General features: G+C 55.3%; 23 protein-coding genes. 16 read left to right on the top strand and 7 right to left on the bottom strand.

Annotation, left to right across the window (positions count from 1 at the left end):
* Positions 1 to 61 precede the first annotated feature (61 nt).
* The 12 genes from QV747_RS02395 to rfaE1 all read left to right on the top strand — a co-directional run bounded on the left by QV747_RS02395 (position 62) and on the right by rfaE1 (position 11,141).
* On the top strand, positions 62 to 1,228 hold the full coding sequence (locus QV747_RS02395; protein WP_273428828.1) for an MFS transporter: 1,167 nt from the start codon (positions 62 to 64) through the stop codon (positions 1,226 to 1,228).
* Between the two features lie 141 nt (positions 1,229 to 1,369).
* The gene (gene aroF, locus QV747_RS02400; RefSeq protein WP_273428829.1) at positions 1,370 to 2,374 is read left to right on the top strand and encodes a 3-deoxy-7-phosphoheptulonate synthase; all 1,005 of its coding nucleotides are present in this window, start codon (positions 1,370 to 1,372) and stop codon (positions 2,372 to 2,374) included.
* Between the two features lie 10 nt (positions 2,375 to 2,384).
* Entirely contained in the window at positions 2,385 to 3,053 is a 669-nt protein-coding gene (locus tag QV747_RS02405; RefSeq protein ID WP_273428830.1) for an META and DUF4377 domain-containing protein, read from the top strand.
* A complete protein-coding gene (locus QV747_RS02410) occupies positions 3,050 to 3,919 on the top strand; it encodes a prephenate dehydrogenase/arogenate dehydrogenase family protein (protein ID WP_273428832.1) in 870 nt (289 codons plus the stop codon). The genes QV747_RS02405 and QV747_RS02410 overlap by 4 nt, the downstream gene beginning before the upstream one ends.
* 27 nt (positions 3,920 to 3,946) lie before the next feature.
* Complete coding sequence (gene mgrA, locus QV747_RS02415; RefSeq protein ID WP_273428834.1) at positions 3,947 to 4,936, top strand: L-glyceraldehyde 3-phosphate reductase; 990 nt, start codon at positions 3,947 to 3,949, stop codon at positions 4,934 to 4,936.
* Between the two features lie 106 nt (positions 4,937 to 5,042).
* Positions 5,043 to 5,699, top strand: coding sequence for a (d)CMP kinase (gene cmk / locus QV747_RS02420; protein WP_273428836.1), 657 nt, complete (start codon positions 5,043 to 5,045; stop codon positions 5,697 to 5,699).
* Between the two features lie 179 nt (positions 5,700 to 5,878).
* Positions 5,879 to 7,567: a 30S ribosomal protein S1 gene (gene rpsA / locus QV747_RS02425; protein WP_231550504.1), complete on the top strand. Its 1,689-nt coding sequence runs from the start codon at positions 5,879 to 5,881 to the stop codon at positions 7,565 to 7,567.
* 25 nt (positions 7,568 to 7,592) lie between these two features.
* Positions 7,593 to 7,877, top strand: a complete 285-nt coding sequence (locus QV747_RS02430; protein ID WP_028449033.1) for an integration host factor subunit beta — start codon at positions 7,593 to 7,595, stop codon at positions 7,875 to 7,877.
* 114 nt (positions 7,878 to 7,991) lie between these two features.
* Complete coding sequence (locus QV747_RS02435) at positions 7,992 to 8,294, top strand: lipopolysaccharide assembly LapA domain-containing protein (protein ID WP_028449034.1); 303 nt, start codon at positions 7,992 to 7,994, stop codon at positions 8,292 to 8,294.
* A 3-nt stretch (positions 8,295 to 8,297) separates the two neighbouring features.
* The gene (gene lapB, locus QV747_RS02440) at positions 8,298 to 9,473 is read left to right on the top strand and encodes a lipopolysaccharide assembly protein LapB (RefSeq protein ID WP_273428839.1); all 1,176 of its coding nucleotides are present in this window, start codon (positions 8,298 to 8,300) and stop codon (positions 9,471 to 9,473) included.
* Between the two features lie 41 nt (positions 9,474 to 9,514).
* Positions 9,515 to 10,213: an orotidine-5'-phosphate decarboxylase gene (gene pyrF, locus QV747_RS02445; RefSeq protein WP_273428841.1), complete on the top strand. Its 699-nt coding sequence runs from the start codon at positions 9,515 to 9,517 to the stop codon at positions 10,211 to 10,213.
* Positions 10,214 to 10,217: 4 nt separating this feature from the next.
* On the top strand, positions 10,218 to 11,141 hold the full coding sequence (rfaE1, locus tag QV747_RS02450) for a D-glycero-beta-D-manno-heptose-7-phosphate kinase (RefSeq protein WP_273428842.1): 924 nt from the start codon (positions 10,218 to 10,220) through the stop codon (positions 11,139 to 11,141).
* A 63-nt stretch (positions 11,142 to 11,204) separates the two neighbouring features.
* Here the strand turns inward: rfaE1 and QV747_RS02455 are convergent, their stop codons facing one another.
* From QV747_RS02455 to flgA, 6 genes are all read right to left on the bottom strand, one after another.
* On the bottom strand, positions 11,205 to 12,980 hold the full coding sequence (locus tag QV747_RS02455) for a GGDEF domain-containing protein (RefSeq protein ID WP_273428843.1): 1,776 nt from the start codon (positions 12,978 to 12,980) through the stop codon (positions 11,205 to 11,207).
* 105 nt (positions 12,981 to 13,085) lie between these two features.
* Positions 13,086 to 14,006: a 4-hydroxy-3-methylbut-2-enyl diphosphate reductase gene (gene ispH / locus QV747_RS02460; RefSeq protein WP_273428844.1), complete on the bottom strand. Its 921-nt coding sequence runs from the start codon at positions 14,004 to 14,006 to the stop codon at positions 13,086 to 13,088.
* A complete protein-coding gene (lspA, locus tag QV747_RS02465) occupies positions 14,003 to 14,494 on the bottom strand; it encodes a signal peptidase II (RefSeq protein WP_047393696.1) in 492 nt (163 codons plus the stop codon). Before lspA ends, ispH begins: the two co-directional genes overlap by 4 nt.
* Complete coding sequence (gene ileS / locus QV747_RS02470) at positions 14,487 to 17,372, bottom strand: isoleucine--tRNA ligase (RefSeq protein ID WP_273428846.1); 2,886 nt, start codon at positions 17,370 to 17,372, stop codon at positions 14,487 to 14,489. The genes lspA and ileS overlap by 8 nt, the downstream gene beginning before the upstream one ends.
* Before the next feature lie 30 nt (positions 17,373 to 17,402).
* Positions 17,403 to 18,329, bottom strand: a complete 927-nt coding sequence (locus tag QV747_RS02475; RefSeq protein ID WP_273428847.1) for a bifunctional riboflavin kinase/FAD synthetase — start codon at positions 18,327 to 18,329, stop codon at positions 17,403 to 17,405.
* 156 nt (positions 18,330 to 18,485) lie between these two features.
* On the bottom strand, positions 18,486 to 19,184 hold the full coding sequence (gene flgA, locus QV747_RS02480; protein ID WP_273428849.1) for a flagellar basal body P-ring formation chaperone FlgA: 699 nt from the start codon (positions 19,182 to 19,184) through the stop codon (positions 18,486 to 18,488).
* A 73-nt stretch (positions 19,185 to 19,257) separates the two neighbouring features.
* Between flgA and rmuC the strand changes: the two genes are divergently transcribed.
* Both rmuC and acnB read left to right on the top strand, forming a co-directional pair.
* Positions 19,258 to 20,736 (top strand): DNA recombination protein RmuC, encoded by a 1,479-nt coding sequence (gene rmuC / locus QV747_RS02485; protein WP_273428851.1) that lies wholly within the window; start codon positions 19,258 to 19,260, stop codon positions 20,734 to 20,736.
* A 241-nt stretch (positions 20,737 to 20,977) separates the two neighbouring features.
* On the top strand, positions 20,978 to 23,563 hold the full coding sequence (gene acnB, locus QV747_RS02490) for a bifunctional aconitate hydratase 2/2-methylisocitrate dehydratase (protein WP_273428853.1): 2,586 nt from the start codon (positions 20,978 to 20,980) through the stop codon (positions 23,561 to 23,563).
* 74 nt (positions 23,564 to 23,637) lie between these two features.
* Here acnB and QV747_RS02495 read toward each other — a convergent pair whose 3' ends face one another.
* Positions 23,638 to 24,444 carry a carbonic anhydrase gene (locus tag QV747_RS02495; RefSeq protein WP_273428855.1) on the bottom strand — a complete coding sequence of 269 codons (807 nt, stop codon included), beginning with the start codon at positions 24,442 to 24,444 and terminating at the stop codon, positions 23,638 to 23,640.
* A gap of 196 nt (positions 24,445 to 24,640) precedes the next feature.
* On the opposite strand from QV747_RS02495, the gene QV747_RS02500 reads away from it, so the two are divergent.
* Both QV747_RS02500 and ung read left to right on the top strand, forming a co-directional pair.
* Positions 24,641 to 25,096 carry a PilZ domain-containing protein gene (locus QV747_RS02500; protein WP_273428856.1) on the top strand — a complete coding sequence of 152 codons (456 nt, stop codon included), beginning with the start codon at positions 24,641 to 24,643 and terminating at the stop codon, positions 25,094 to 25,096.
* Positions 25,093 to 25,770, top strand: coding sequence for a uracil-DNA glycosylase (ung, locus tag QV747_RS02505; protein WP_273428858.1), 678 nt, complete (start codon positions 25,093 to 25,095; stop codon positions 25,768 to 25,770). Before QV747_RS02500 ends, ung begins: the two co-directional genes overlap by 4 nt.
* Position 25,771: the final 1 nt, after the last annotated feature.

The following is a 25,771-nucleotide window of genomic DNA, read 5'->3' on the forward strand; positions in this document are numbered from 1 at the left end:
GCAAGGGTATTGCTAGCCAAGCCAATCTTAATCAGCTTGCTAGGCCAATACCCAGCTAGGTATGCAGAAAAAAACCGCCTTGCTGGCGATCGCCGGCTTCTATTTTTGCTATTTCGCCTTTAACGGTCTGTTTTCCCCTTACTGGGGCCTGTATCTGGCTGGGCTGGCGTTTCCGGCCTGGCAGATCGGTATTCTGACTAGCCTCACGCAAATCAACCGCATTTACGCTCCAGCCATCTGGGGCTATCTGGCCGATCGCAGTGGCCGCCGGCAAACCATTTTGCGTCTGGCTGGTGTCGCGGCCCTGTTGTTTTTTATTCCACTGACCTTTAGCACCAGTTTCTGGCCGCTGTTTCTAGCGGTATTGCTCGCCAGCTTTTTCTGGAGCGCGGCTTTGCCGCTGGTGGAAGCCACGGCCATGAATCTGCTGCAGGGCGATTCGGGTGCGTATGCGCGCTTGCGCATCTGGGGCTCGGTGGGTTTTGTGGTGGCGACGCTGGTGGCGGGCTATTTGATCGAGGCGCTGGGTGTGGGCGTGTTGCCATGGGCCGTGATCTCGGTGATGACGGCCTTGGCGCTGTATTGCTGGTGGGTGCCAGAAACTGGCGCGGCGGCAGCGCGCAGCACGGTCCAAGCAGGTTTTGCCCAGATATTGCGCCAGCGTGAAGTTTTGGCGTTGCTGGGCGCCACCTTTCTGATGTCGTTGGCGCATGGCCCGTATTACAGCTTTTACTCGATTTATGCGGCCGAGCAGGGCTATAGCAAGAGCTTGATTGGCTGGTTTTGGACCATCGGGGTGGGGGCTGAAATCGCGGTGTTCTGGCTGATGCCGCAGCTCACGCAGCGGTTTCGCTATCGCAGTCTCTTATTGTTTGGGCTGGCCGTCGGGGTGCTGCGCTTTGCGCTGATTGGCTGGTTGCCTGCTACCTTGGCCGTGGTGATCGTGGCCCAGCTGGGGCATGCCTTTACCTTTGGCAGTAATCATGCGGTGAATATGTGGTATATCCATCGTTACTTTGCTGGTCGACATCAGGCTAAGGGGCAGGCATTGTATATTGCGATGTCATTTGGCTTGGGTGGCAGTTTGGGCGGTATCCTGGCGGGGTTAGTCTGGCCGCTGTGGGGCGGGGCGTGGGTGTTTACCGCTTCGGCGCTGGTGTGTGCGGCCGGCTGGGCGCTGGCCCGCTGGGGTGTGCCACCGGATGATGCTGTGCGGGTGGCTCCCTAGGCATGGCGATGCGAAACGCTGGCAGTGATTAATACCGACCGTATTGGCGGGTAAGGCTTGCCGGTGTTAGTCTGGCTGGCTATACCTCGGTGATTGCACTGGGTTTAACATGTAAAAAAGGGCGATACGATGATCATTGTGATGAAATTATCGGCCACCGATGCTCAGGTGCAGGCGGTGGTGAATGAAATCCGCGCCCGTGGCCTGACCGAGCACGTATCGCGGGGCTCGGAGCTGGTGATTATTGGTGCGATGGGCGATGAAGACCTGCTGGATGCCTCGCGCTTTGAAATCCTCCCTGGGGTGGAGCGTGTGACCCGCATCATGAAGCAATACAAAATTGTCTCACGCGATACGCACCCGGCCGGCTCGGTGATTTCGGTGCGCGGTATCCCCTTGGGCGGCAAGCAGATTCAGGTGATTGCCGGCCCATGCTCGGTAGAAACCCAGCCGCAAATGGCTGATGCGGCCGCCATGGTGGCCGCCGCCGGTTGTCGCATGATGCGGGGTGGGGCATTTAAGCCGCGAACTAGTCCGTATGCGTTTCAGGGTTTAGGGGTGCAGGGGCTGGATTATCTGCAAACCGCGGCGCGCGCACACAATCTGCCCGTGGTTACCGAGCTGATGGATGTGCGTATGCTCGACACCTTTATGGAATACGACGTGGATGTCATCCAGATTGGCGCGCGCAATATGCAAAACTTTGACCTGCTCAAAGAAGTGGGTCGGGTCAATAAGCCGATTATTCTCAAGCGAGGTTTGTCTGCCACCATCAATGAATGGTTGATGGCGGCTGAATATATTGCCGCCGGCGGCAATCACAATATTATTTTCTGCGAACGCGGTATTCGCACCTTTGAAACCGCTTATCGCAATGTGCTGGATGTAACGGCGATACCGGTCCTCAAGCGGGAAACGCATTTGCCGGTGATCGTTGATCCAAGCCATGCCGGTGGTAAAGCGTGGATGGTGCCGGCGCTGGCGCAGGCCGCCGTTGCGGCTGGTGCGGATGGCTTGCTGGTGGAAATGCACCCGAATCCACCCGAAGCCTGGTGCGATGCTGATCAGGCCCTCTCGGCCGAACAATTAACCAGTCTGATGGCCACTTTGCGCGCAATTGCCAGCGCAGTGGGCCGCGAACTGTAGGAGAACCTTGATGCGGACTATTTCTTGTATTTTGGCAGCTGCGCTGGCGACCCCGCTATTGAGCTATGCGGCAGAATCTAAGCCATTGTTGCTCAATGGTGAGTATGAGCTGGTGTCTCTCAAGCAAGCAGGCAAGGCGATCAAGCTGGATGCCAAGCAACGCCCTAGTTTGCAGGTGGGTGAAGATGGTCGTGTCAGTGGTTTTGCCGCTTGTAACCGCTTTAATGGTCAGCTGCAAGCCAATCCGCTCAAAATCGGCCCGCTGGCCACTACGCGGATGATGTGCGCCCCAGCGCAGATGCAGGTTGAAACGGCCTATTTGCAGGTGCTGCAAGGCGCTGAGCAGTTGCAATTACATAAAAAAGGCCAGGTTTTGCGAGTGAAAGACGGTCAGGGGGGCGAGCTGCGCTTGCAGCGTACACCTGCCGTTCGTACCGCAGAGCTGTGGGTTGGCCCCGAGACTAAGCCGTGCTCGGCCGGGGTGATGAAAATGGATTGTTTGCAGGTGAAAACCAGCGCCACTGGCGAGTGGGAAAACTTTTATAACTCGATTGCCGGCTTTCAGCCGGAGGCGGGCAAAAGCTACCGCCTGAAAGTCAAAATCGAAAAAGTGGCCAATCCGCCGGCCGATGCCAGCAACTTGCGCTACAGCCTGATTAAGGTGCTGGAGCAGCAATGAAACTGCGCAAACTGGTCTTGCTGGGTACGGGCCTGATTGGCGGCTCGTTTGCGCTGGCTTTGAAGCGCGCCCGGCTGGTGGAAGAGGTGGTGGGCGTTGGGCGCAATACGGCCAATCTGCAGCGGGCGATTGAGCTGCGGGTGATTGATCACGCCAGCCATGTCGCCGCTGAGGCGGTGCAAGGGGCCGATCTGGTCTTTCTGGGTACGCCGGTGGGGCAAATGGGTGCGTTGTTGCAACAAATCGCCCCGCATTTGGCCCTCGATTGCATTGTGACCGATGGTGGCTCCACCAAGCAGGACGTTTGCGCGCTGTATCGCCAGTATTTGCCTCAGCAACTCAGCCGTTGCGTACCCGGACACCCGATTGCGGGGTCCGATCTGTCCGGCGCCAGCGCCGCGACCTATGGCTTGTATGAAGGCCGGCGGGTGGTGCTCACACCGCTTGCCGAGACCGATGCTGCGGCTTTAGCGCTGGTGCGCCAGCTGTGGCAAGCCTGCGGGGCGCAAGTGTATGAGATGGCTGCCGCCAGCCATGACGGCGTGTTTGCCGCGGTGAGCCATGTGCCGCATCTTTTGTCTTTTGCCTTTATGAATACGGTGCTTGATAAAGACAATGCGGCGCAGTGCCTCGATTTTGCCGGCACCGGCTTTCGTGATTTCACCCGCATTGCCGGCTCGCACCCGGATATGTGGCGCGATATTACCCTTGCGAATCAGCAGGCCATTTTGCAGGATTTACGCGCCAATGCCGCGCAGTTGCAGCAGTTGATTGGCTTGATCGAAGCGCAGCAAGCTGATGCGCTCACCGAATACATCAATCGGGCCAGTCAGGCGCGCAGCGCTTGGGGCAAAACCTTTCGCTAAGCGGCCACTGGCCGGTAGGAGATTTTTATGCGCTATGTCGCCGACCCACAGCGTTATACCCAGATGCCTTACCGTCGCTGCGGGCGCAGCGGGCTGAAACTGCCGGCCGTGTCGCTAGGGATGTGGCATAACTTTGGCGAAAATCGCCCTTATGCCAATAGCCGTGCCATGGTGCTCAAGGCCTTTGACCTGGGTATTACGCATTTTGATCTAGCGAATAACTACGGCCCCAAACCCGGTGCGGCAGAAGAAACCATGGGCCGTCTGTTGGCGACCGATCTGCACGGCTATCGCGATGAGCTGATTATTAGTAGCAAAGCCGGCTGGGAAATGTGGCCCGGCCCTTATGGCGATCTGGGTAGTCGCAAATACCTGATTGCCAGTTGCGAGCAAAGTCTGCGCCGGATGGGGCTCGATTACGTCGATATTTTCTACTCGCATCGCCCTGATCCGGATACTCCGATCGAAGAAACCATGGGCGCGCTCGATAGTTTGGTGCGCCAAGGCAAAGCGCTGTACGTGGGCATTTCCTCCTATTCGGCGGAGCAAACTGCGGTGGCCGTGAAGGTGCTCAAAGAATTGGGTACGCCTTGCCTGATTCACCAGCCTTCGTATTCGATGTTTGATCGCTGGATTGAGGGTGGCCTGACCAAAGTGCTGGCTGATGAAGGCGTGGGCTCGATTGCCTTTTGCCCGCTGGCGCAAGGTTTGCTCACCGATCGTTATCTGGCGGGTATTCCAGCAGATTCGCGGGCGGCAGATGCCCAGAATCATTTCTTAAGCGCCGATAAAGTAGAAGTGCGCTTGCAGCAGATTCAGGCCTTGCATCTGCTAGCGCAGCAGCGTGGCCAGTCGCTGGCGCAAATGGCGCTGGCTTGGGCCTTGCAGACAGTCACTTCGGTGATCATTGGCGCGAGCCGGCCGGAACAGATTATTGAAAATGTTGGCGCCATCCACCATCTAGACTTTAGCGCTGACGAATTGCAGGCTATTGAAGCCATACTGGCCAACGCTTAATTCGCTTTAGATCAAAAGCATCCTGCAGCCCTTGCTGCAGGATGTTTGTTTTTTGGGCGGGCAGCTGCTCGTTCTGACTGAGTTGTTTTGGAGAAGGAGTTGCAGTATGCCGCACATTCCCGTGATCGCCATTGATGGGCCTTCCGCCTCCGGCAAAGGGACCGTGGCCCAGCGCGTGGCCGAAACCTTGGGTTTTCATTATCTGGATTCCGGCGCCATCTATCGCCTCACTGCGCTCGCTGCATTGCAGCAGGGGGTATTGTGGTCTGATGAAGACGCAGTAACGTCTGTGGCGCAATACCTGGATGTAGTATTTGATGGCGACCAGATTTTGCTGGCAGGCCAAAACGTCACGACTGCGATACGCAGCGAAGAAATCGGTTCAGGTGCTTCGCAAATCGCCGCTTTGCCCAAAGTGCGTATTGCTTTGCTGGCGCGCCAGCAAGCCTTTGCCAAAGCGCCGGGGCTGGTGGCCGATGGTCGCGATATGGGTTCCGTGGTCTTTCCCGATGCCAAGCTCAAAGTTTTTCTGACCGCATCAGCCGCTGCGCGGGCCGAGCGGCGCTTTAAGCAGCTCCAAGCGCGTGGCGAGGCGGCTGATTTGGCGGTGATTACCGCAGATCTGGAAGCGCGCGATGCACGGGATCGTGCGCGCAGCGTAGCGCCGCTGGCGCAAACCGAAGGCGCCTTGCTGCTGGATACGACCGAGTTGACTGCGGATGCCGCAGTTGAGCAGGTGCTGGCTTGGTGGCAAGGCCGCTAAGGGCTTGATCGCAAGAGAGAAAATCTGTAGAATGCGCGGATTCTGTGTAAATCCATTTTTACATGGACGCGCGTCCTGCCAGCGGACTGATTCTGCTGGCCTTTTTTATTAACTTAACCCGCCGTTCTTGCATTGTGTGACGCGCGCGCAAGCGACCGGCAAATGGAATTTTCCACATAATGACTACCGCTACTATGGACAGCTTTGCAGCCCTGTTTGAGGAAAGCCTCACCCGCCAAGAAATGCGAGCTGGTGAAGTGATTACCGCTGAGGTTGTAGCGATCGACAGCAACTTTGTCACTGTAAATGCTGGCCTGAAATCAGAATCTCTGATTCCGCTGGACGAATTCAAAAACGACAGCGGCGAAGTTGACGTTAAAGTTGGTGACTTCGTACCTGTTGCCATCGACAGCCTGGAAAACGGCTACGGTGAAACTAAGCTGTCTCGCGAAAAAGCGAAACGTCTGGCTTCTTGGATCGAGCTGGAAGACTGCCTGGAGCGCGGCGAGATCATGACCGGTGTTATTTCCGGCAAGGTCAAAGGTGGTTTGACTGTGATGGTAAATGGCCTGCGTGCCTTCCTGCCAGGCTCTCTGGTAGATATCCGTCCAGTGAAAGACACTACGCCTTACGAAGGTAAGCAAGTTGAATTCAAAGTGATCAAACTGGATCGCAAACGCAATAACGTGGTGGTATCACGTCGTGCGGTACTGGAAGACTCTCTGGGTGAAGAGCGTCAGAAACTGCTCGAGACCCTGAAAGAAGGCTCGATCGTTAAAGGTATCGTTAAAAACATCACTGACTACGGTGCGTTCGTTGATCTGGGCGGTATCGATGGTCTGTTGCACATCACTGACCTGGCGTGGCGCCGTGTTAAACACCCATCTGAAGTTCTGTCAGTGGGTGATGAGCTGGAAGCTAAGGTTCTGAAGTTCGATCAAGACAAGAACCGTGTATCTCTGGGTCTGAAACAATTGGGCGAAGATCCATGGGTGGGTCTGTCACGTCGTTACCCATCAGGCACTCGTCTGTTCGGTAAAGTAACTAACCTGACCGACTACGGCGCGTTCGTTGAAATCGAACAAGGCATCGAAGGTCTGGTACACGTTTCTGAAATGGATTGGACTAACAAAAACGTTCACCCATCGAAAGTAGTGGCACTGGGCGACGAAGTTGAAGTGATGATCCTGGATATCGACGAAGACAAACGTCGTATCAGCCTCGGCATGAAACAGTGCATGGCTAATCCATGGGACGATTTCGCTGCTAACTACAAGAAAGGCGACAAAATCAAAGGCGCGATCAAATCGATCACTGACTTTGGTGTGTTCGTGGGTCTGGCTGGCGGTATCGACGGTCTGGTTCACTTGTCTGACCTGTCTTGGAACGTGGCTGGTGAAGAAGCCGTGCGTAACTTCAAGAAAGGCGATGAAGTTGAAGCCATCGTTCTGTCTATCGATGTAGAGAAAGAGCGTATCAGCCTCGGCATCAAACAGATGGAAGGTGATCCATTCAACAACTTCATCTCTCAATTCGACAAAGGTGCCGTAGTTAAAGGCGCGGTTAAATCACTGGACGCGAAAGGCGCCGTAGTGACTCTGTCGGATGATGTTGAAGGCTACCTGCGTGCGACTGAAGTTTCACGTGATCGCGTAGAAGACATCCGCACCGTTCTGAAAGAAGGTGATGAAGTTGAAGCGATGATCATCAACGTGGATCGCAAAACTCGTTCGATCAACCTGTCAATCAAAGCTAAAGACAGCGCTGAGCAAAGCGAAGCAATGAGCAAACTGTCAACAGACGCTAACGCTGGTACGACTAGCTTGGGCGCGCTGCTGAAAGCTAAGCTGTCAGGTTCTGCTGAATAATCCTGCATAGGAATCGCAGTAGGATATGACCAAATCTGAACTCATCGCACGACTGGCCGAGCGCTATCCACAGCTGGTTGCCAAAGATGCAGAGTTGGCCGTGAAGACAATGCTCGATGCCATGGCCCGTAGCCTTTCGCAAGGCCAACGCATCGAGATTCGCGGTTTTGGTAGCTTCGACTTGAACTATCGCCCGCCACGGGTGGGGCGCAACCCAAAGTCAGGCACGAAAGTGGCTGTACCGGAAAAGTTTGTGCCGCACTTTAAAGCAGGCAAAGAGCTGAGAGAGCGGGTCGATTTCGAGCTGTAATCTGAGTGGCTTTACCCAAAGCGGCCTCTGCGGAGGCCGCTTTTTTATTGTGCTTGGTAAACCCAATGCTAATTTAGGCTACAATGGAATGCAGATAACAAGGGGGGTATTACGATGCAATATCTGGGCTGGATCGTTAAATTTCTGATCTTTGTGTTGTTGTTTGGTTTTGCCATGCATAACGCTGTTCCCGTCGATCTGCATTTTTTCCTTGGCTATGTATGGAATGCGCCTTTGGCCATGATTTTGTTAGTGTTTTTCGTGCTGGGCGTGGTGTTTGGCTTGCTAGCGAGTTTTAGTCAGGTATTTCGTCTGCGTCGCGAGCTGGTGAAATTGCGCAAAGAAAACAAACAACTCGCGCCGATTGCTGCGCCACTCACTGACTCCCCCCTGATTCAACCAAAAGACGCGATCTAATCAATGATTGAAATCCAATTCTGGTGGCTGGTAATTTTGCCAGCCTTTTTTGGCTTGGGCTGGCTTGCTGCCCGGGTCGATATCAAACACGTTATTGCCCAAAGTAAATCGCTGCCGGCGGCTTATTTCAAAGGCCTTAATCACCTCTTGTCTGGTGAAACCAATAAGGCCGTGGAGATTTATGTCGATATTGCCAAGCAGCACGAAGAAACCATTGAATTGCAATTCACGCTCGGGCATTTATTCCGGCGGCGTGGCGAATTGGAGCGTGCCATTCGCATGCACCAAAAATTGCTCGCCCGGCGCGATCTAAGTGATGTGCAGCAAGAAAAAGCCAAGCTTGAATTGGCGATCAACTTTATTAAGGCCGGGCTCTTTGATCGTGCCGAAAACTTGCTGCATGAATTATCCGGCACCGGTGCGGCACGCGCCGCATTAGTCGAGCTCTTGGCAATTTACCAGCAAGAACATGAATGGCTCAAAGCCATTGAGATTGCCCAGCAATTACGCGATGAAAGCCACAGCTATCAGCATGAAATTGCTCAATTTTATTGCGAATTGGCAGCGTCGGCCTTGGTGCGTAAAGAGCTAGATACGGCGAATGGTTTTCTGGAGCAGGCTTTACAGATTCATCGCCAATGTGTGCGGGCGCGCCTGATGCGCGGTGAGATCTTGCTGGCCCATGGCAGTGCGCAAGCAGCGCTGGATGAATGGTTGGCGATTGAAAACCAAGATCCACAATATTTAACTTTGGCCGCTAAGCAGGTTTTGCATGCCTACACCCAAATGGGACAGGCGACGGAAGGCGTAGCGCTACTACGGCGGTATCTGGCGCGGTATCCGGAGCTGGATATTGTTGATCTTTTATACGAGCAAATTATTGCTGCAGATGGCGTGGAGGCGGCGCACGACTTTGTGCGTGAACGCTTACGTGAGACGCCAACGATGTCCGGGCTGCGCAAATTGCTGGAGGCACATCTGCTGGTGGCGCCCGATGAGCAAAAGCCAGAAATCGAACTCATCGGCAAACTGCTGCACGACAACACCCGCGAACACACGATGTATTATTGCCATGAATGCGGCTTTAAAACCCGCCAATTTTTCTGGCATTGTCCCGGTTGTAATGGCTGGGAAACCTATGCGCCGATCCGCGGCAAACGCCGTACGGCTAATCATTGATTGGCCGCTAGGCTAATTCTAATTTCTGTTTGGTTTTAAATATGACGCTTGATCCTCGTATTGTAGTGGCATTGGATTATCCCAATGCCGCCGGTGCTTTGGCCTTTGCCGAGCGCGTAAACCCGCAACTGTGCCGCTTGAAAGTGGGTAAAGAGTTGTTTACTGCCGCTGGCCCACAGCTGGTGGAGCAATTGTCGGGCAAAGGCTTTGAGGTTTTCCTTGATCTAAAATTTCATGATATCCCGAATACCGTAGCGCAAGCCTGCAAAATGGCCGCCGATTTGGGTGTCTGGATGGTGAATGTGCACGCCAGTGGTGGCCGCAAAATGATGGAAACCACCCGCGAAACGCTGGATAAACTCAGCCAACGACCACTACTGATTGCGGTTACCGTCTTAACCAGCATGGGAGTCGAAGATCTGCAAGAGCTTGGCTTGCACTGCAGCCCGGCCGAGCAGGTGGAGCGCCTGGCGAAATTGACCAAAAGCTGCGGCCTTGATGGCGTGGTGTGCTCTGCGCAGGAAGCCAGCTTATTAAAGGCTGCTTGCGGGCAAGATTTTAAATTGGTTACCCCGGGTATTCGCCCAGCCGATGCGGCCTTGGATGATCAAAACCGCGTGATGACGCCTGCTGCCGCGATTGCAGCTGGGGCGGATTATCTGGTGATTGGGCGTCCGATCACGCAAAGTGCCGACCCACTGGCGACGCTGCAAGCCATTCAGGCATCTTTGCAGGGGTAAGCCAATGCAGTTAAAAGAGCAGGTAAAGCAGGCGCGCGTATTGGTAGTCGGTGATGTGATGCTGGATCGCTACTGGTTTGGCGACGTTGAGCGGATTTCACCTGAAGCGCCGGTACCGGTTGCGCGAATTACCAAGAGCGACGAGCGTGCCGGTGGCGCTGCGAATGTGGCACGCAATATCGTGGCGCTGGGTGGTCAGGCTAAGCTTTTGTCGGTGATTGGTGATGACGAGGCGGGCACTAGCCTCGAAAAACTATTGCAGCAGGCTGGGGTAGAAACGGGCCTGCACCGCGATGCCGAGATCTCCACCACCGTCAAATTGCGGGTATTGTCACGTCAGCAGCAATTACTACGCATCGATTTTGAAGACAAGCCCAGCCACGAAGTACTGGCCGCGAAGCTCGATGATTTCAAAGCCTCGTTGCTGGATATTGATGTGGTGATTTTGTCCGATTATGGCAAAGGCAGCCTCTCACATGTACAGGCCATGATTCAGGCTGCCAATGAAGCGGGTAAACCGGTGCTGGTCGATCCGAAAGGGGATGAATACAGCATTTATGCAGGCGCGACGTTGCTCACGCCTAATCGCAGCGAATTCAAGCAAGTGGCGGGTAGTTGGCAAGATGAGGCAGAGCTTACCCGCAAAGCTCAGGCTCTGCGCGAGCAATTGCAGTTGCAGGCATTGCTGGTAACGCGCAGCGAAGAAGGGATGAGCCTCTTCAAAGCGGATCAGGTGGTACACAAACCCACCCAAGCCCGCGAGGTGTTTGATGTCTCAGGGGCAGGAGATACGGTCATTGCCACGCTGGGCTTAATGCTGGCGGCGGGGCTGGATTTACCCGAAGCGATGGACTGGTCAAATAAAGCAGCTGGCATTGTGGTGGCCAAGCTGGGTACTGCCGTAGCGAGCGCAGAAGAGCTATTTTAGCAAGCTATACTCGGTGGGGGTATAGGAAAGGACGCCACGGCGTCCTTTTTGTTTGCGGCTCGTTTAGCCTTGTTCCACTCGATTTTTGCCGTTTTTCTTTGCCCGATACATGGCTTCATCCGCGCGCTTGAGGACCGCATCACGTGCTTCGGTGGGCTCGGCCAAGGTGATGCCTGCGCTAAAGGTGATCAGTACTTTTTCGTTGTCATGCATAAAAAAGCGCTTGGTGAGTTCGCGCTGCACCCGCTGCATAATCATGGTCCCCGCTGCCAGATTGGTGTCCGGCATCAGCACCACAAATTCTTCGCCACCATAGCGGGCGACGGTATCGGTGGGGCGCAGCAGATCTTTCACGACCGTCACCAAATGCTTTAGCGCCGCATCGCCCGCGGCATGCCCCATGCCATCATTGAGTTTTTTGAAGTTATCAATATCCAGCAATGCCACGGCAAACTGGGTATGGCTGCGCAGGGCGCGTGAAGTTTCGATCTGATAGGCGTCTTCCAACCCGCGGCGATTGAGGGCGCCGGTAAGTTGGTCTTCGCGGACTTTATCACTCAGCGCGGTGAGCTCTTTTTCTAATTCGACCACGCGGGAATGGGCGAGGTCAGCTTGTTTGCGCGCTTCACGCAGCTCATCGCGCGAGCGCATTACATCCAGCTGCATGCTGCGAGTGTCTTGCAGCAGATCTTCCATCACATGGCGGATCGAGGTGAGGTCGTTGGCGACAGTGATTTTTTCGGCATAGCCACTGATTTTCTCGTGATAGGTGTCGGTGCTTTCAGACATAAAGCTTAAGCGATCGATAAAGGTCGCCAGCATGTCTTTCAAGACCGATTGCGCTTCAACCAGGCTGTGCTTAACCTGGCTTTGCTTATACAGCACTTCTTTTAGGCCGGCCTCGGCGTCATACAGCACGCGCATATCCAGCGGTTGCGCCATGATGGTTTGCACCACGGCAATCTGTCCGCGCACCCATTCATCGTCGACCACGATTTCGGCCATATTGTCGGTCAGCAGGCGCAATAAGCGCATCAGCCCATCGCAGAGTCGGTCTTCCTGATCGTTTTGCAGCTCCAGTTTGAGCCAGAATTTGCGCAGGCGCGGTAGCCATTTATCCATCTCGGCAGCATTGCTCACCGCGCGGGCTTCACCCGCCATTGCTTGCGTTTCCTGCTGCAGATCTGGGTTGTGGCTAAGGCGAGCCTGTAGGCCGAGCTCCAATGCGGTAACCGTGGCATCGCGCCAGTCCTGCCAGTTAATGCCGCCATAGGCAGCCCCCTCGGCTGGCGTAGTGGATGGATTGGCGGGCGCATTGCCCTCGCTAGCCTCGGCGCTGCTGAGCCCGCTATCAATGCCAGTTTCGCCCCAGGCCGTAATCAGGCCGCTGAGCTTTTGATTAAGTTCGTTGCTGTCACTGCCAAAATTGATCAGCACCTTATCCAGTGCTTCACGCTTGCGGCTAGGGGGGTAGGCGGGGTTACGTAAATCCCACTGCAGGATCAAATCTTTGATCAGGTCGGCCCAATTGCGGGCTAGATCGGCACTGCCGTGCTGCAGGTTATAGCAGCGGATAATCTGATCGAGTAATGGCTGCCACTCTTCACGTTTTATAAGGCGTTTGAGTTGCTCAAGCTGGCGCTTGGCATCGGGATGCTCGCTACCATCCAGTGCCTGAATCAGCTCGCGCAGGCCAGGATGAATCCGTTCTTCCTCGCTACTTTGCGCGATTTCGTGATAAATCGACTGATAATGATCCGGGCTGGGGACGATGCGGCGGAGCGCCAATTGCTTGAGCGTTTCGCGGGCAATATCGGTCGGGTTGGTCAGTTTTTCCATACGGGCGAACCAGAGGGCAGGTAGACGAAAGTATAGAGCAGCAAAGCGCTGCGCCCAATAAAAAACGCCACGTCGGTGACGTGGCGTTGGGCGAATAATTGATGCTTAAACCAAGCCTTTGGGGAGGGCAAAAATCACGTTTTCTTCCACGCCGGCCATGGTCTCGACCGTGGTGGCACCGAAGGCCTGAATCTGCTCGATCACGCGGCGGACTAATACATCCGGCGCTGAGGCCCCAGCGGTAATGCCGACACGACCTTGGCTGGCAAACCATTCGGCTTTGAGCTCGGTTTCGTTGTCGACCATATAGGCGGCGATACCAAGCCCCGCGCCAACTTCGCGCAGGCGGTTGGAATTGGAGCTATTGGGCGAGCCCACCACGATCAGAATATCGATATCTTTGGCCAGCTGTTTCACCGCATCTTGCCGGTTTTGGGTTGCGTAACAGATATCGTCTTTCTTCGGGCCAACAATCGCTGGGAAGCGCGCCCGCAAGGCATTAATCACCACCTGCGCGTCGTCCACCGAGAGCGTGGTCTGGGTGACGTAGGCCAGTTGCTCGTCATTGCGCACTTGCAGATTCAGCACATCTTGCTCGTCTTCCACCAGGTACATGCCACCTTCGCTTTGGCCCATCGTGCCTTCAACTTCTGGGTGGCCTTTGTGCCCGATCATCACGATTTCAAAACCTTGCTCGCGCAGGCGTTTGACTTCAGAGTGCACCTTGGTCACCAGCGGGCAGGTCGCATCAAAAATCGTCAGCCCCCGCTCGGCGGCTTCCGCGCGTACGGCTTGTGATACGCCATGCGCGGAGAAAATCAGCGTGTTGCCGGCTGGCACATCGGCCAAATCTTCGATAAAAATCGCGCCTTTGGCTTTCAGATCTTCGATCACAAATTTATTGTGGACCACTTCATGGCGCACGTAGATCGGGGCGCCGTTTTTTTCGAGCGCTTTTTCGACGATGGCAATCGCACGATCCACACCGGCACAGAAGCCGCGTGGCTGGGCGAGGATGATGTTCATGCGGTCTTTTCCTTTTTAAAGCTGTCGATCACCAATAAAGCGGCGCCAACGCAAATGGCCGAATCGGCAATATTAAACGCAGGGTAAAACCAGCGCTGCTGATAGTGCAGCTGGATAAAGTCGATCACATGACCAAAGATCATTCGGTCGATCGCATTCCCGAGCGCACCACCCAGAATCAGCGCCAGCGCGGTGGCATAGCGCGGCTCGTGCTGGTGTTTTTTCAGCAAAAAAACAATCACGACCGACACCACCAGCGCCAGGCCCGTAAAAAAGTGCCGCTGCCAGCCGCCGGCATCGGCCAGAAACGAAAAGGCCGCACCCGGATTGTAGGCAAGGGTCAGGTTAAAGAAACCGGGAATGATTTCATGCACCTGATACAGCTCGAATACCGCCTCAATCCAGTGTTTGCTCACCTGATCGAGTAACAGCACCAGCGCGGCCAGCCCGAGAAAGGCGCTGAACCGCGGCGTGAACAGCTTAGGCATGCTCGCGCACCTCGCCTTGGCCATGCAGATTGTCATCACAGCGCGCGCACAGCGTGGCATGGCCAGCTACCGTAGATACGGTAGGGTGGTAATGCCAGCAACGCTCGCATTTCTCATGGCTTGAAGGCAATACCTCGATGGCAAACTCGCCAGCGGCGACACTAGCCTGTGAAGTGATCAATACAAATTTCAGCTCGCCACCCAGTGCTTGCAAGGCGGCCAGTGTGTCGCCTTCGGCCTTGATGCTAACTTCGGCTTGCAGGCTTGAGCCCAGTTGGCCGCTGGCGCGCAAGACTTCGATGTCTTTTTGCACTTGAGCGCGTACATCACGTACCAGCGCAAATTGCGCTGCGAGTTGGTCAGCATCGGCCACGCCCGGTACGGCATACCAGCGGTCGAGGAAGACGCTTTCGGTCTCGGTGCCGTGCAGCACTTCCCATACTTCGTGCGCTGTAAACGATGTAATAGGCGCGAGCAGGCGTACCAGTGTTTCGGTGATATGCCACAGCACCGTCTGCGCCGAGCGGCGGCCCGGACTGTCAGCGCCCATGGTGTACAGACGATCTTTGATGATGTCCAGATAGAACGAGCCCAGCTCTTCCGAGGCGTAGCTGGTCATTTCCTGCACGGCCAGATGGAATTCGTATTTGTCATACAAGCCCAGCACGGTCTGCTGGAAGTTGCCCAGCTGCGCGAGGGCGTAACGATCCAGTGTGGTCAGCTGCTCAACCGGTAGCAATTGGGCGGCCGAGAAATCAGACAGATTGGCCAGCAAGAAGCGCAGCGTATTGCGCAAGCGGCGATAGCTGTCTGTGGTGCGCTTGAGGATCTCATCTGAAATCGACAGCTCGCCTGAGTAATCGGTGCTGGCCACCCACAGGCGCAGCATATCGGCGCCCATTTGGTTGATGACGGTTTGCGGCGCGATCACATTGCCTTTTGATTTAGACATTTTCATGCCCTTGCCATCAACCACAAAGCCGTGTGTCAGTAGCTGATCATACGGTGCGCGGCCTTCGGTGGCGCAACCGGTTTTCATCGATGACTGGAACCAGCCGCGATGCTGATCCGAGCCTTCCAGATACAGATTGGCTGGCCAAGGCAGGCCACGGGCTTTGAGCACCGCAAAGTGCGTGGCACCAGAGTCAAACCACACATCCAGCGTGTCTTTGAGTTTGACGTAATCGTTGGCTTCATCGCCCAAGAGCTCACTGGCATCCAAGCTAAACCAGGCTTCAATGCCTTGGGCTTCGATGCGCTGGGCAACTTGTTCAAGCAATTCGCCTGAACGTGGGTGCAGTTCGCCCGTTTCTTTGTGCACAAAGAAGGTCATCGGCACGCCCCAGTTGCGCTGGCGGGAAATACACCAATCCGGGCTGTTGCCGATCATGGCGGTAAGACGCGCGCGGCCCCAAGCCGGGAAAAACTCGGTGGCATCTACAGCCTGATTGGCTTTGCTGCGCAGCGAGACACCTTCGTGGCCTGGCTGATCCATGGAAATGAACCACTGGCTGGTGGCACGGAAGATAATCGGCGTTTTGTGGCGCCAGCAATGTGGGTAGCTGTGCAGCAGTTTTTCATTGGCAAACAGTGCATTGTTGCTGGCCAGGACTTCCAGCACCAAGGGGTTGGCTTTCCACACGGTGAGGCCAGCCAGCTCCACTTCACCATTCATGGCAGGGGTGCTGCTGATATAGCGGCCGTCGTTGCCGACCGGATTTTCGGTTGGCAGTTGGTATTTCAGGCCCACTTGATAGTCTTCCACCCCGTGCGCCGGGGCGGTGTGCACAAGGCCGGTACCGGCATCGGTGGTGACGTGTTCACCCAAGATGATCGGCACTTGGCGGGCAAAGAATGGATGTTGCAGTTGCAAGCCTTCCAGCGCGGCACCTTTGGCTTGGGCAATCACTTCGTTGGCATCAATGCCATAGCGTTTCAGCGCGGCTTCTGCCAGCTCGCGCGCCAGAATCAACAGGCCTTTTTCTGTGGCGATCAGATCGTAAGTCAGCTCAGCCGACAAGCACACCGCCTGATTGGCGGGCAGGGTCCATGGCGTGGTGGTCCAGATGATGGCGTAAGCCGCTTGCTCGCCTACTTGCACGCCACCAAAAGCTTGCGATAAGGCCGCGGTATCCACTACGCGGAAACCTACGTCAATGGCGGGTGAAGTTTTGTCTTCGTATTCCACCTCGGCTTCGGCCAGCGCCGAGCCACAGTCTACACACCAGTGAACGGGTTTTTGCCCGCGGCGCATGTAGCCGTTGGCGTTGATTTTACCCAGCGTGCGCACGATTTCGGCCTCGGTGCCAAAATCCATGGTGCGATATGGGTTTTCCCAATCGCCCCATACGCCCAGACGGATAAAGTCGACTTTCTGGCGCTCGATCTGTTTGGCGGCATAAGCGCGGCACAGCTCGCGGGTGAATGAAGCCGGCAGCTGGGTTTCTTTTTCATCCAGACCATGGGCTTTGCGGTATTCCACGATGCGGGCGTGGATGTCGGGGTTGTTTTTCACCGCGTCTTTATCGAACTTAACGATTTTTTCGATCTGGTGTTCGATCGGCAAGCCGTGGCAATCCCAGCCCGGAATGTAGGGCGCATCAAAGCCCGACAGCGATTTGGCCTTGATGATCACGTCTTTCAGGATTTTATTTACAGCGTGGCCGATGTGGATGTCACCGTTGGCATACGGAGGGCCATCGTGCAGCATGAATGAGGGGCGATTTTCCGCTTTGGCTTTGGCGCGCAGCTTTTGATACAGCTGCTGGTCTTGCCATTGTTTCAAAAAGCCCGGCTCTCGTTTGGCCAGATCGCCCCGCATTGGGAAGGGGGTGTCCAGCAAATTAACCGGGTACTTATTGGCGGGCTTGTCACTCATGGCTGTCTCTTTCTTTCAATCATTCAAATATCAAACGGTGGTCTGCGCGGCAAACCAGTCACGGGCTTGCTGGCAGTCAACGCCGATCTGGGCGATCAGCGCGTCAAAATCGGGGTATTTCTCTTCGTCGCGCAGCTTGTGCAGAAAATCAATGCGCAAATGCTGGCGATAAATATCGCGGGCAAAATCAAATATATTTACTTCCAGCTTGGGCGTTGGATCACCACCGTGGATGGTGGGGCGAAAACCTAAACTCGCCACACCCTGATAGCTGCGCTCTAGGCCGTGGATTTCAACCACGAATATACCAAGAAGCGGCGGGCGGTTGTGTTTGAGCTGGATATTGGCAGTGGGAAAGCCGAACTGCCGCCCCAATTGCTCGCCACCCACTACCCGGCCTGAAATCGCATACGGGCGGCCTAGCAGTTTTTGCGCGAGCGCCATTTCGCCTTGGGCTAAGGCTTCCCGCACTGCGGTGGAGGAAATGCGGTTACTGCCTTCGGCCTGGGTTGGCAGGCTTTCGCATTGTAACTGCGGGTGGGCTTGCAGTAGCGCCAGATCGCCGGCACGCTTGGCGCCAAAGCGAAAATCATCGCCAATTAGCACTTGGCGGGCATTGATTTGCTTTACGATGATGTCATCGCGAAATTGCTCGGCACTGAGCGCCGCAAAGGCGCGACTGAAGCGCTGCACAATCAGGTAATCGATACCACAGGCGCGCAATAATTCGATTTTCTCGCGCAGGCTGGTGAGCCGAGCGGGCGCAGCTTGCGGGGTAAACAGCTCGCGCGGATGCGGCTCGAAGGTCATCACCACCGAGCAGAGCCCTTGCGCGCGGGCCAGCGCGCTTAAGCGCTGCAATACGGCCTGATGCCCCAGGTGCAGGCCATCAAAATTACCGATGGTGAGCGCCGAGGGGGGTAAGGGGCTGGTCGGGGTGCCGCGGATAACTTGCATGCCGTGCTAATAGCTTCGCTAATAAAGTGGGTGACACAGTAAAAAGACCCGGCAAAAGTCGGGTCTGGATAGCACAGATTCTACCTTGGATGGCGCGCTTTGTCAGATGGGCGTGTGGCCATGCTGGCCCGCGCTGGGCTGCTGGCGCGGCCGCGCTTAGGGGGTAGACACCAAAACGCTGCCGTTCGCTTGCGCTATGCCGGAGATAATATTATTACTCCCCACCCGTACCCGTATGATTGCGCCTTCTGCTGCGGCCCCCAGCGCTATACCCTCGTTATTGATTTCCAGCCCGTCTTCACGAAAGATCACTTTCACCCGCTGGTTTTGCTGGATCACCATCGCGGCGCGCAATTGCTCTTTGCGAATCGGCTGGCCGGCGGCAATGGCTGAATTCAAGGTGCGGCCGATGGCTTGGCTAGCGTCCAGAATGACCGAGCCGGGCAAAGTGCCCAAATCGCCTTTTTGCAGCAGTACATCGGCTTCGCTCAGGGTTTGGTTGGCGGCAACCGGGCGGGCGGCGCTGACGTATTGCACCTGCAGGCTAATCTGCGCGGGCAGATTGATGCTCCAGCTGGCACCTGCGACGCAACGCACCCGCAGCATGGTTTTACCCATCAGCCGGTAGCCGCTCGGTAAGCCGATTTCGAGTTGCTGGCAGGCGGGGAGATTAAGTTTGCTATCGGGCTCGCTGAGGGTGAAGCTGGGTATGCCTGGGCTGTTGGCCAATGCTTCATCCAGCCAGGCGCTGGCCGCACGTTGCAAGGCGCCCAAATCCTGGCGCGTATTGGCCACAACCGGCTGGCAAAGACTCAGGGCGAGGGCGCTTAGCAGCGCAGAAGTGTATTTATGCATGCCGTCGATTATAGGCGCATGTGGCTGCATCGCCTACAATCGCGGTTTGGTTCTCTTTGCGGAAAAATACCCGATGTTGGAAGTGCTGTTTGGCGTTACCACGATTTTTGTTTTACTCGGTTGTGCGCTGGTGGTGGTGCGCATGCAGCAGCTGGTGACCCAGCAGCGCGAGGTACTCGATACCTTAACCCAAGATTTGGAAGCCAAGCATCGCGAAATGCTGGGCGATCTGCATCAAGGCTACGCCAAGCAAAGCGAAGCACTGCAGTCGGGGCTGACCCAGCATGGTAGCTTGTTGCATGAAGCGGTTAACCGCAGTGGCGATCGCTTGCGCGACACGATGAGCGAGTCATTTGATCGCCTGCGCGGGGCGGTGGGCGCGGAAATGAAAGATAGCCGCGAGGCGCTTAATCGCCTGCAGGCGGCGCAAACCGATGCGCTCGCTACCTTGCGCCTCACGCTGGTGGCGAGCTTGAGCGAAAGCCGCGAGCAGATTAATAAACAGCTGGCCGAAATTGCGAGCGCATTGCAAACCAAACAGGATGCGCTGCGCGAAGATATGCTGATGAAACTCTCCACCATGCTGGCGGAGCAATCCAAGCGCGAAATGGAGCAAATTGCGGCGGCACTGGCGCAATCTGCGGCTACGCTCACCCAAAGTGTTGCGGAGCTGACCAAGGCCACCGATCAACGCTTGGGCGAGATCTCGGGCAAAGTCACCGAACGGCTGGACGAAGGCTTTAAGAAAACCAATGAAACCTTTGCCAATGTAATGGCGCGCCTGGCGACGATTGATGAGGCGCAAAAGAAAATCGATGGCTTGACCACCAATGTGGTGAGCCTGCAGGAATTGCTGGGTGATAAACGCTCGCGCGGCGCCTTTGGTGAGGTGCAACTGGAACACCTGGTAAGTAATGTCTTGCCGGCGCAAGTGTATGAGCTGCAAGCCGTGCTGCCGGGCGGAGTGCGCGCGGATTGCCTGCTCAAACTACCTGAGCCCACCGGCACGGTGGCGGTGGATTCCAAATTCCCGCTGGAAAACTATCACCGTATGTTTAATGGCGAGTTGGATAAAGTACAAGCGACGCGCCAGTTCAAGCTCGATGTGAAAAAACATATCGATGACATTGCCAGCAAATACATTATCCCGAATGTGACCGCCGATGGCGCGGTGATGTTTATACCGGCCGAGGCCGTATTTGCCGAGATTCATGCCTACCACCCTGAGCTGGTGCAGCATGCGCTGGCCAAGCGGGTGTGGATTGTGTCGCCAACCACGCTGATGGCGGTGCTCAATACCGCTCGGGCGGTGATCAAAGACGTAGAAACCCGCAAGCAAGTGCACATCATTAAAGAAGCGCTGGGCAAGCTGGCGCAGGAATTCACCCGTTTTGACGATAGGATGAAGAAACTGGCCACTCATATCCGCCAGGCGCACGATGATGTGCAGCAGGTGAGCATCACCAGCGAGAAAATCTCCCGTCGCTTTACCGAAATCGAGCAGGTGCGGCTGGCTGGCGAGAGCGAATTGGCTTTGCCTGACGCAGATTAAGCGTGCTGCGTGGGGTATAGGTTGCGAATGATTGTGCCGTTTGGCTTCGGGCTTGATACGGCATAGGGTATGGCGGGGTGGCTGCGCCACGGTGGCGACTATTGCCGCTTTACCCATCAGCGTATGTAGTGATTGACACCTTGCTACGCTTTGATTCACAGCAGCCTAACAAAGGGGTAGAATCGAAAAGATTTGTTGTATATCAAGTTTCATCCCCCTCAATACATATAAAGGTAACGCCGTGTTAGAAGCCTACCGTCAACATGTTGCCGAGCGCGCCGCCCAAGGCATCGCTCCACTACCACTGTCTGCACAACAAACCGCTGATCTGATCACCCTGCTGCAAAACCCACCGAAAGGCGAAGAAGCTTTTCTGGTTGAACTGCTGACTCACCGTGTTCCCGCCGGTGTTGATGATGCAGCTAAAGTTAAAGCCGCGTTTCTGGCCGCTGTAGCCCAAGGCACTGATACCTGTGCGCTGATCAGCCGCGCCAAAGCGACTGAATTGCTTGGCACGATGCTGGGTGGCTTTAATATCAAGCCGCAAATCGATCTGTTGGCCGATGCCGAAGTGGGCGCGATTGCTGCAGAAGGTCTGAAAAAGACCCTGTTGATGTTTGACTACTTCCACGATGTGAAAGAACTGGCGGATGCTGGCAATGCCAATGCCAAAGCGGTACTGCAATCATGGGCAGATGCGGAGTGGTTCACGAGCCGTCCTGAAGTGCCAGCTAAAGTGACTGTCACTGTGTTCAAAGTGACTGGCGAAACCAATACCGATGATCTGTCACCTGCGCCTGATGCATGGTCACGTCCAGACATCCCGCTGCACGCACTGGCGATGCTGAAAAACCCACGCGAAGGCATCAATGCCGATGTGCCAGGCCAAGTTGGCCCGATCAAACAGCTGGTTGAGCTGCAAAAGAAAGGCCACCCAGTGGCCTACGTAGGCGACGTAGTCGGCACTGGCTCTTCACGTAAATCCGCTACCAACTCGGTGCTGTGGTGGACTGGTGAAGACATTCCATTCGTGCCCAACAAACGCTTTGGCGGCTACTGCATTGGCGGGAAAATCGCACCGATCTTCTTTAACACCATGGAAGACGCGGGCGCACTGCCAATCGAATTTGATGTAACCAACCTGAATATGGGCGATGTAATCGACATTTACCCATACGAAGGCAAAGTAGAAAAAGACGGCCAGCTGGTAACCACCTTTAGCCTGAAAACTGAAGTGCTGCTTGACGAAGTGCGCGCGGGTGGCCGGATTAACCTGATTATCGGTCGCGGCCTCACCTCTAAAGCGCGTGAAGCGCTGGGCCTGCCTGTTTCAACGACTTTCCGTCTGCCGCAAAACCCAGCCGATTCAGGCAAAGGTTTCTCGTTGGCACAGAAAATGGTGGGTCGTGCTTGCGGTTTGCCAGAAGGCCAAGGCGTACGCCCAGGTACTTACTGCGAACCGAAAATGACTTCAGTTGGTTCGCAAGATACTACCGGCCCAATGACCCGCGACGAATTGAAAGATCTGGCGTGTCTGGGTTTCTCGGCTGATCTGGTGATGCAATCGTTCTGCCACACTGCCGCGTATCCAAAACCGGTTGACGTAAAAACGCACCACACACTGCCAGAATTCATCCGTAACCGTGGCGGTGTTTCGCTGCGCCCTGGCGACGGTGTTATTCACTCGTGGCTGAACCGCATGCTGATGCCAGATACCGTAGGTACTGGTGGCGACTCGCATACTCGTTTCCCAATTGGTATTTCATTCCCAGCCGGCTCTGGCTTGGTGGCCTTTGCTGCCGCTACCGGCGTGATGCCGCTGGACATGCCAGAATCAGTGCTGGTGCGCTTCAAGGGTGAGCTGCAGCCAGGCATCACCTTGCGTGATCTGGTTAATGCCATTCCACTGTACGCAATTAAGCAGGGTCTGCTGACTGTTGCCAAAGCCGGCAAGAAAAACATCTTCTCGGGCCGTATTCTGGAAATCGAAGGTCTGCCAGACCTGAAAGTTGAGCAAGCCTTCGAGCTGACCGATGCTTCTGCCGAGCGTTCTGCTGCAGGTTGTACCGTACGCCTGAACAAAGAACCGATTGAAGAATATCTGCACTCCAACATTGTGCTGCTCAAATCCATGATCGCAAATGGCTATGGCGATGCGAAAACGCTGGCGCGCCGTGTGAAAAGCATGGAGCAATGGCTGGCGGCACCAAACCTGCTGCAACCGGATGCCGATGCTGAATACGCTGCTGTGATCGAAATCGATCTGGCCGACGTGAAAGAGCCAATCCTGGCTTGCCCGAACGATCCAGATGATGTGAAAGTGCTGTCTGAAGTGGCTGGCACGCAAATCGATGAAGTGTTTATCGGTTCGTGTATGACCAATATTGGTCACTTCCGTGCCGCGGGTAAACTGCTGGAAGGCAAACGTGATTTGCCAACCAAGCTGTGGATTGCGCCACCGACGAAAATGGATGCCCAGCAACTGACCGAAGAGGGCTACTACGGTACCTTCGGCGCAGCGGGTGCCCGTACAGAAATGCCAGGTTGTTCGCTGTGTATGGGTAACCAAGCGCAAGTACGTGAAGGTGCAACCGTGGTTTCTACTTCGACGCGTAACTTCCCGAATCGTCTGGGTAAAAACACCAATGTATTCCTGAGCTCTGCCGAGCTGGCTGCCGTGGCTTCGCGCCTAGGCCGTCTGCCAACTGTGGCTGAATACATGGCGGATGTTGGCGTGCTGGATAGCAAGGCTGGCGAAGTTTACAAGTATCTGAATTTTAACGAGATCGATACTTATCAAGCCGAAGCCGATTCAGTGCAAGTGTAATAGGCACTGAGTAAAAAAGCCCCGCATTGCGGGGCTTTTTTTATTGGCTTTGTCTTGGTTGGTATTGACGGTGCTTAGTTGCTATCGAGCACTGCACGCTCGAATAAAGGCTGCAATGGCCGGGCATTCATGCTGAATTCGCGCTTGAAGCGGCTAATTTGTTTGGCCGAAATATTCAGGGGTTCTTTGAGCACAAACCAGCGTACGCCTTCGCTGCAGGGTGGTGTAGTCAGCGAGCCCATAAAGGTCCAGTAGCTGCTATTGCCGGGCAGGAGGCTGGCGACATTGTATTTGATGTCGTCTTTAATCTTGGTTTCGTTGTGCTCGCTCGGTAGATTTTCCCAGAACTGGGTAAACAGCGGGTTGTCGGCCTTGCCTTGGTTAATCAGTAGCGCAACCACGGCCAGCTGGCCCGCTTCATTTTTATGCACTAAGTGCGCCACCATCGGATAGCGTTTGCCGCCAATGGCTTCTTCGCTGGGGGTATGAAAGTGAAATTGCAACAACTGATAGCGATCTTTACCAACCTCCAGAAAACTGCCTCCATCGTAATTGAGCTGAATCGTGTGGCCATTATTCTGGATATTTAATTTGCTGGGCTGATAGAAAAATTGCAGCCGATCAAGGTTTTGCGCGTAGGCTTCATTAATATTGATTGGTGACTGCTGGGTGCCGCTTTTACAAAGGGCAAACTCGGGTTTCATATTGCCCCAGTTCTCGGCACCGGTGCTACCCTCATAGCTCCAGTGGCTAGGGTCGTGCGGGGCGGCACTGTGGCTTTTTTTGCTATGGCTGGCGGTGTGCCCGCCACTGGCCAAAAGTGGAGTGCTGAAGATGCTAGTGACTAAAGCCAGGCCAAGCCAATGCAGATGTGGGCGCATAATCTTATCTCGATGTCGTCAGAATAAAACCATTTTAGCAATGCCATTTGAATTCACCATCGAAAAAGTCAAATTCAGCGCGCATTGCGTAAAGCCACAGCTCAGTCGCCACAGAAACGACGATATAATGGCCAGCAATTAACCAAGGGGTATTTCGGTGATCCTGAGCGGACCCACATTGACCGCGCAATTGCCCATGCAGTGGTGTCAGAGTTTGCCGCCAGCGGCGGCCAGCGATTGGGAAATGCTGCGCTACTTAATGGTGTTGGCCGATTTCGAGCAGCCGGCGGCGCCGATCGAGCTAGCGCAGGCTAAGCAAGACCTGCAACTTTTATGGCTGGCTCGGCAGCAAGTGGCGGCTTTGCCTGCAGCGCAAACCGTGCAGCTTGGGATGCAGGCCATTGTGTGGACCAGCCAAACGGCCACGCCTCAACCCGGTGAAACGGGCTATGTGGCATTGGCGCTATCCACTCATTTTCCGCGCCTCTTGCATTTGCCTGCCACCATTACGGCCGTGGCGGCGAACCCGGCGGGTGGACAGTGGGTACGGGCGGAGTGGCAATTAGCCGGCCCCTTGCAAGATCAATTTGAGACCACGGTGTTTCGCTATCATCGCCGGGCTATTTCCAATGCTCGGCAAGGACAAGTATGAATTTATTTTCGCAGCTGCCCAGCGCCTGGCAGTTGGCGCTGCCAGAGTTGGCCACGGATGCCAAATTTGCAGCTTTGGGCGAGTTTTTGGCGCAGGAAACGGCGAGTCAGCTCGTGTATCCGCCAGTTGCACAGTGGTTTAGCGCCTTAGAAACGCTGGCGCCCAGTGCAGTGAAAATCGTGATTTTAGGGCAAGACCCTTATCATGGTGCCGGCGAGGCGCATGGCTTGGCGTTTTCGGTGCCGCATGGGGTGAAAGTACCGCCTTCGCTGCGCAATATCTGGCAAGAATTGGCCCGCGATTTGGGCTTAACCCCGCCGCAGCATGGCAATCTCACTGGCTGGGCTGCGCAGGGCGTACTGTTATTAAATACCGCTCTGACCGTACGCGCAGATTGCGCCGGCTCGCACAGCAAACAAGGCTGGGACGTGCTCACCAATGCCATTATTCGCTATCTGGCGCGCCAGCGGCAGCAGCTGGTATTTGTCTTGTGGGGCTCACATGCCCACAAACGGGCCGCATTGATTGATGCTAGCCAGCATTGCGTGTTGCAATCGGTGCATCCATCGCCGCTCTCGGCTTACCGCGGATTTTTGGGGTGTGGGCATTTTTCGCAAGCCAATCGCTATCTTTTAGAAACAGGACAAACGCCCATTGATTGGGCGCAGGCATAAC

Origin of the sequence: uncultured Chitinibacter sp. (genome assembly GCF_945957625.1) — a bacterium.
In the GTDB taxonomy this organism is placed as follows: Bacteria; Pseudomonadota; Gammaproteobacteria; order Burkholderiales; family Chitinibacteraceae; genus Chitinibacter; species Chitinibacter tainanensis.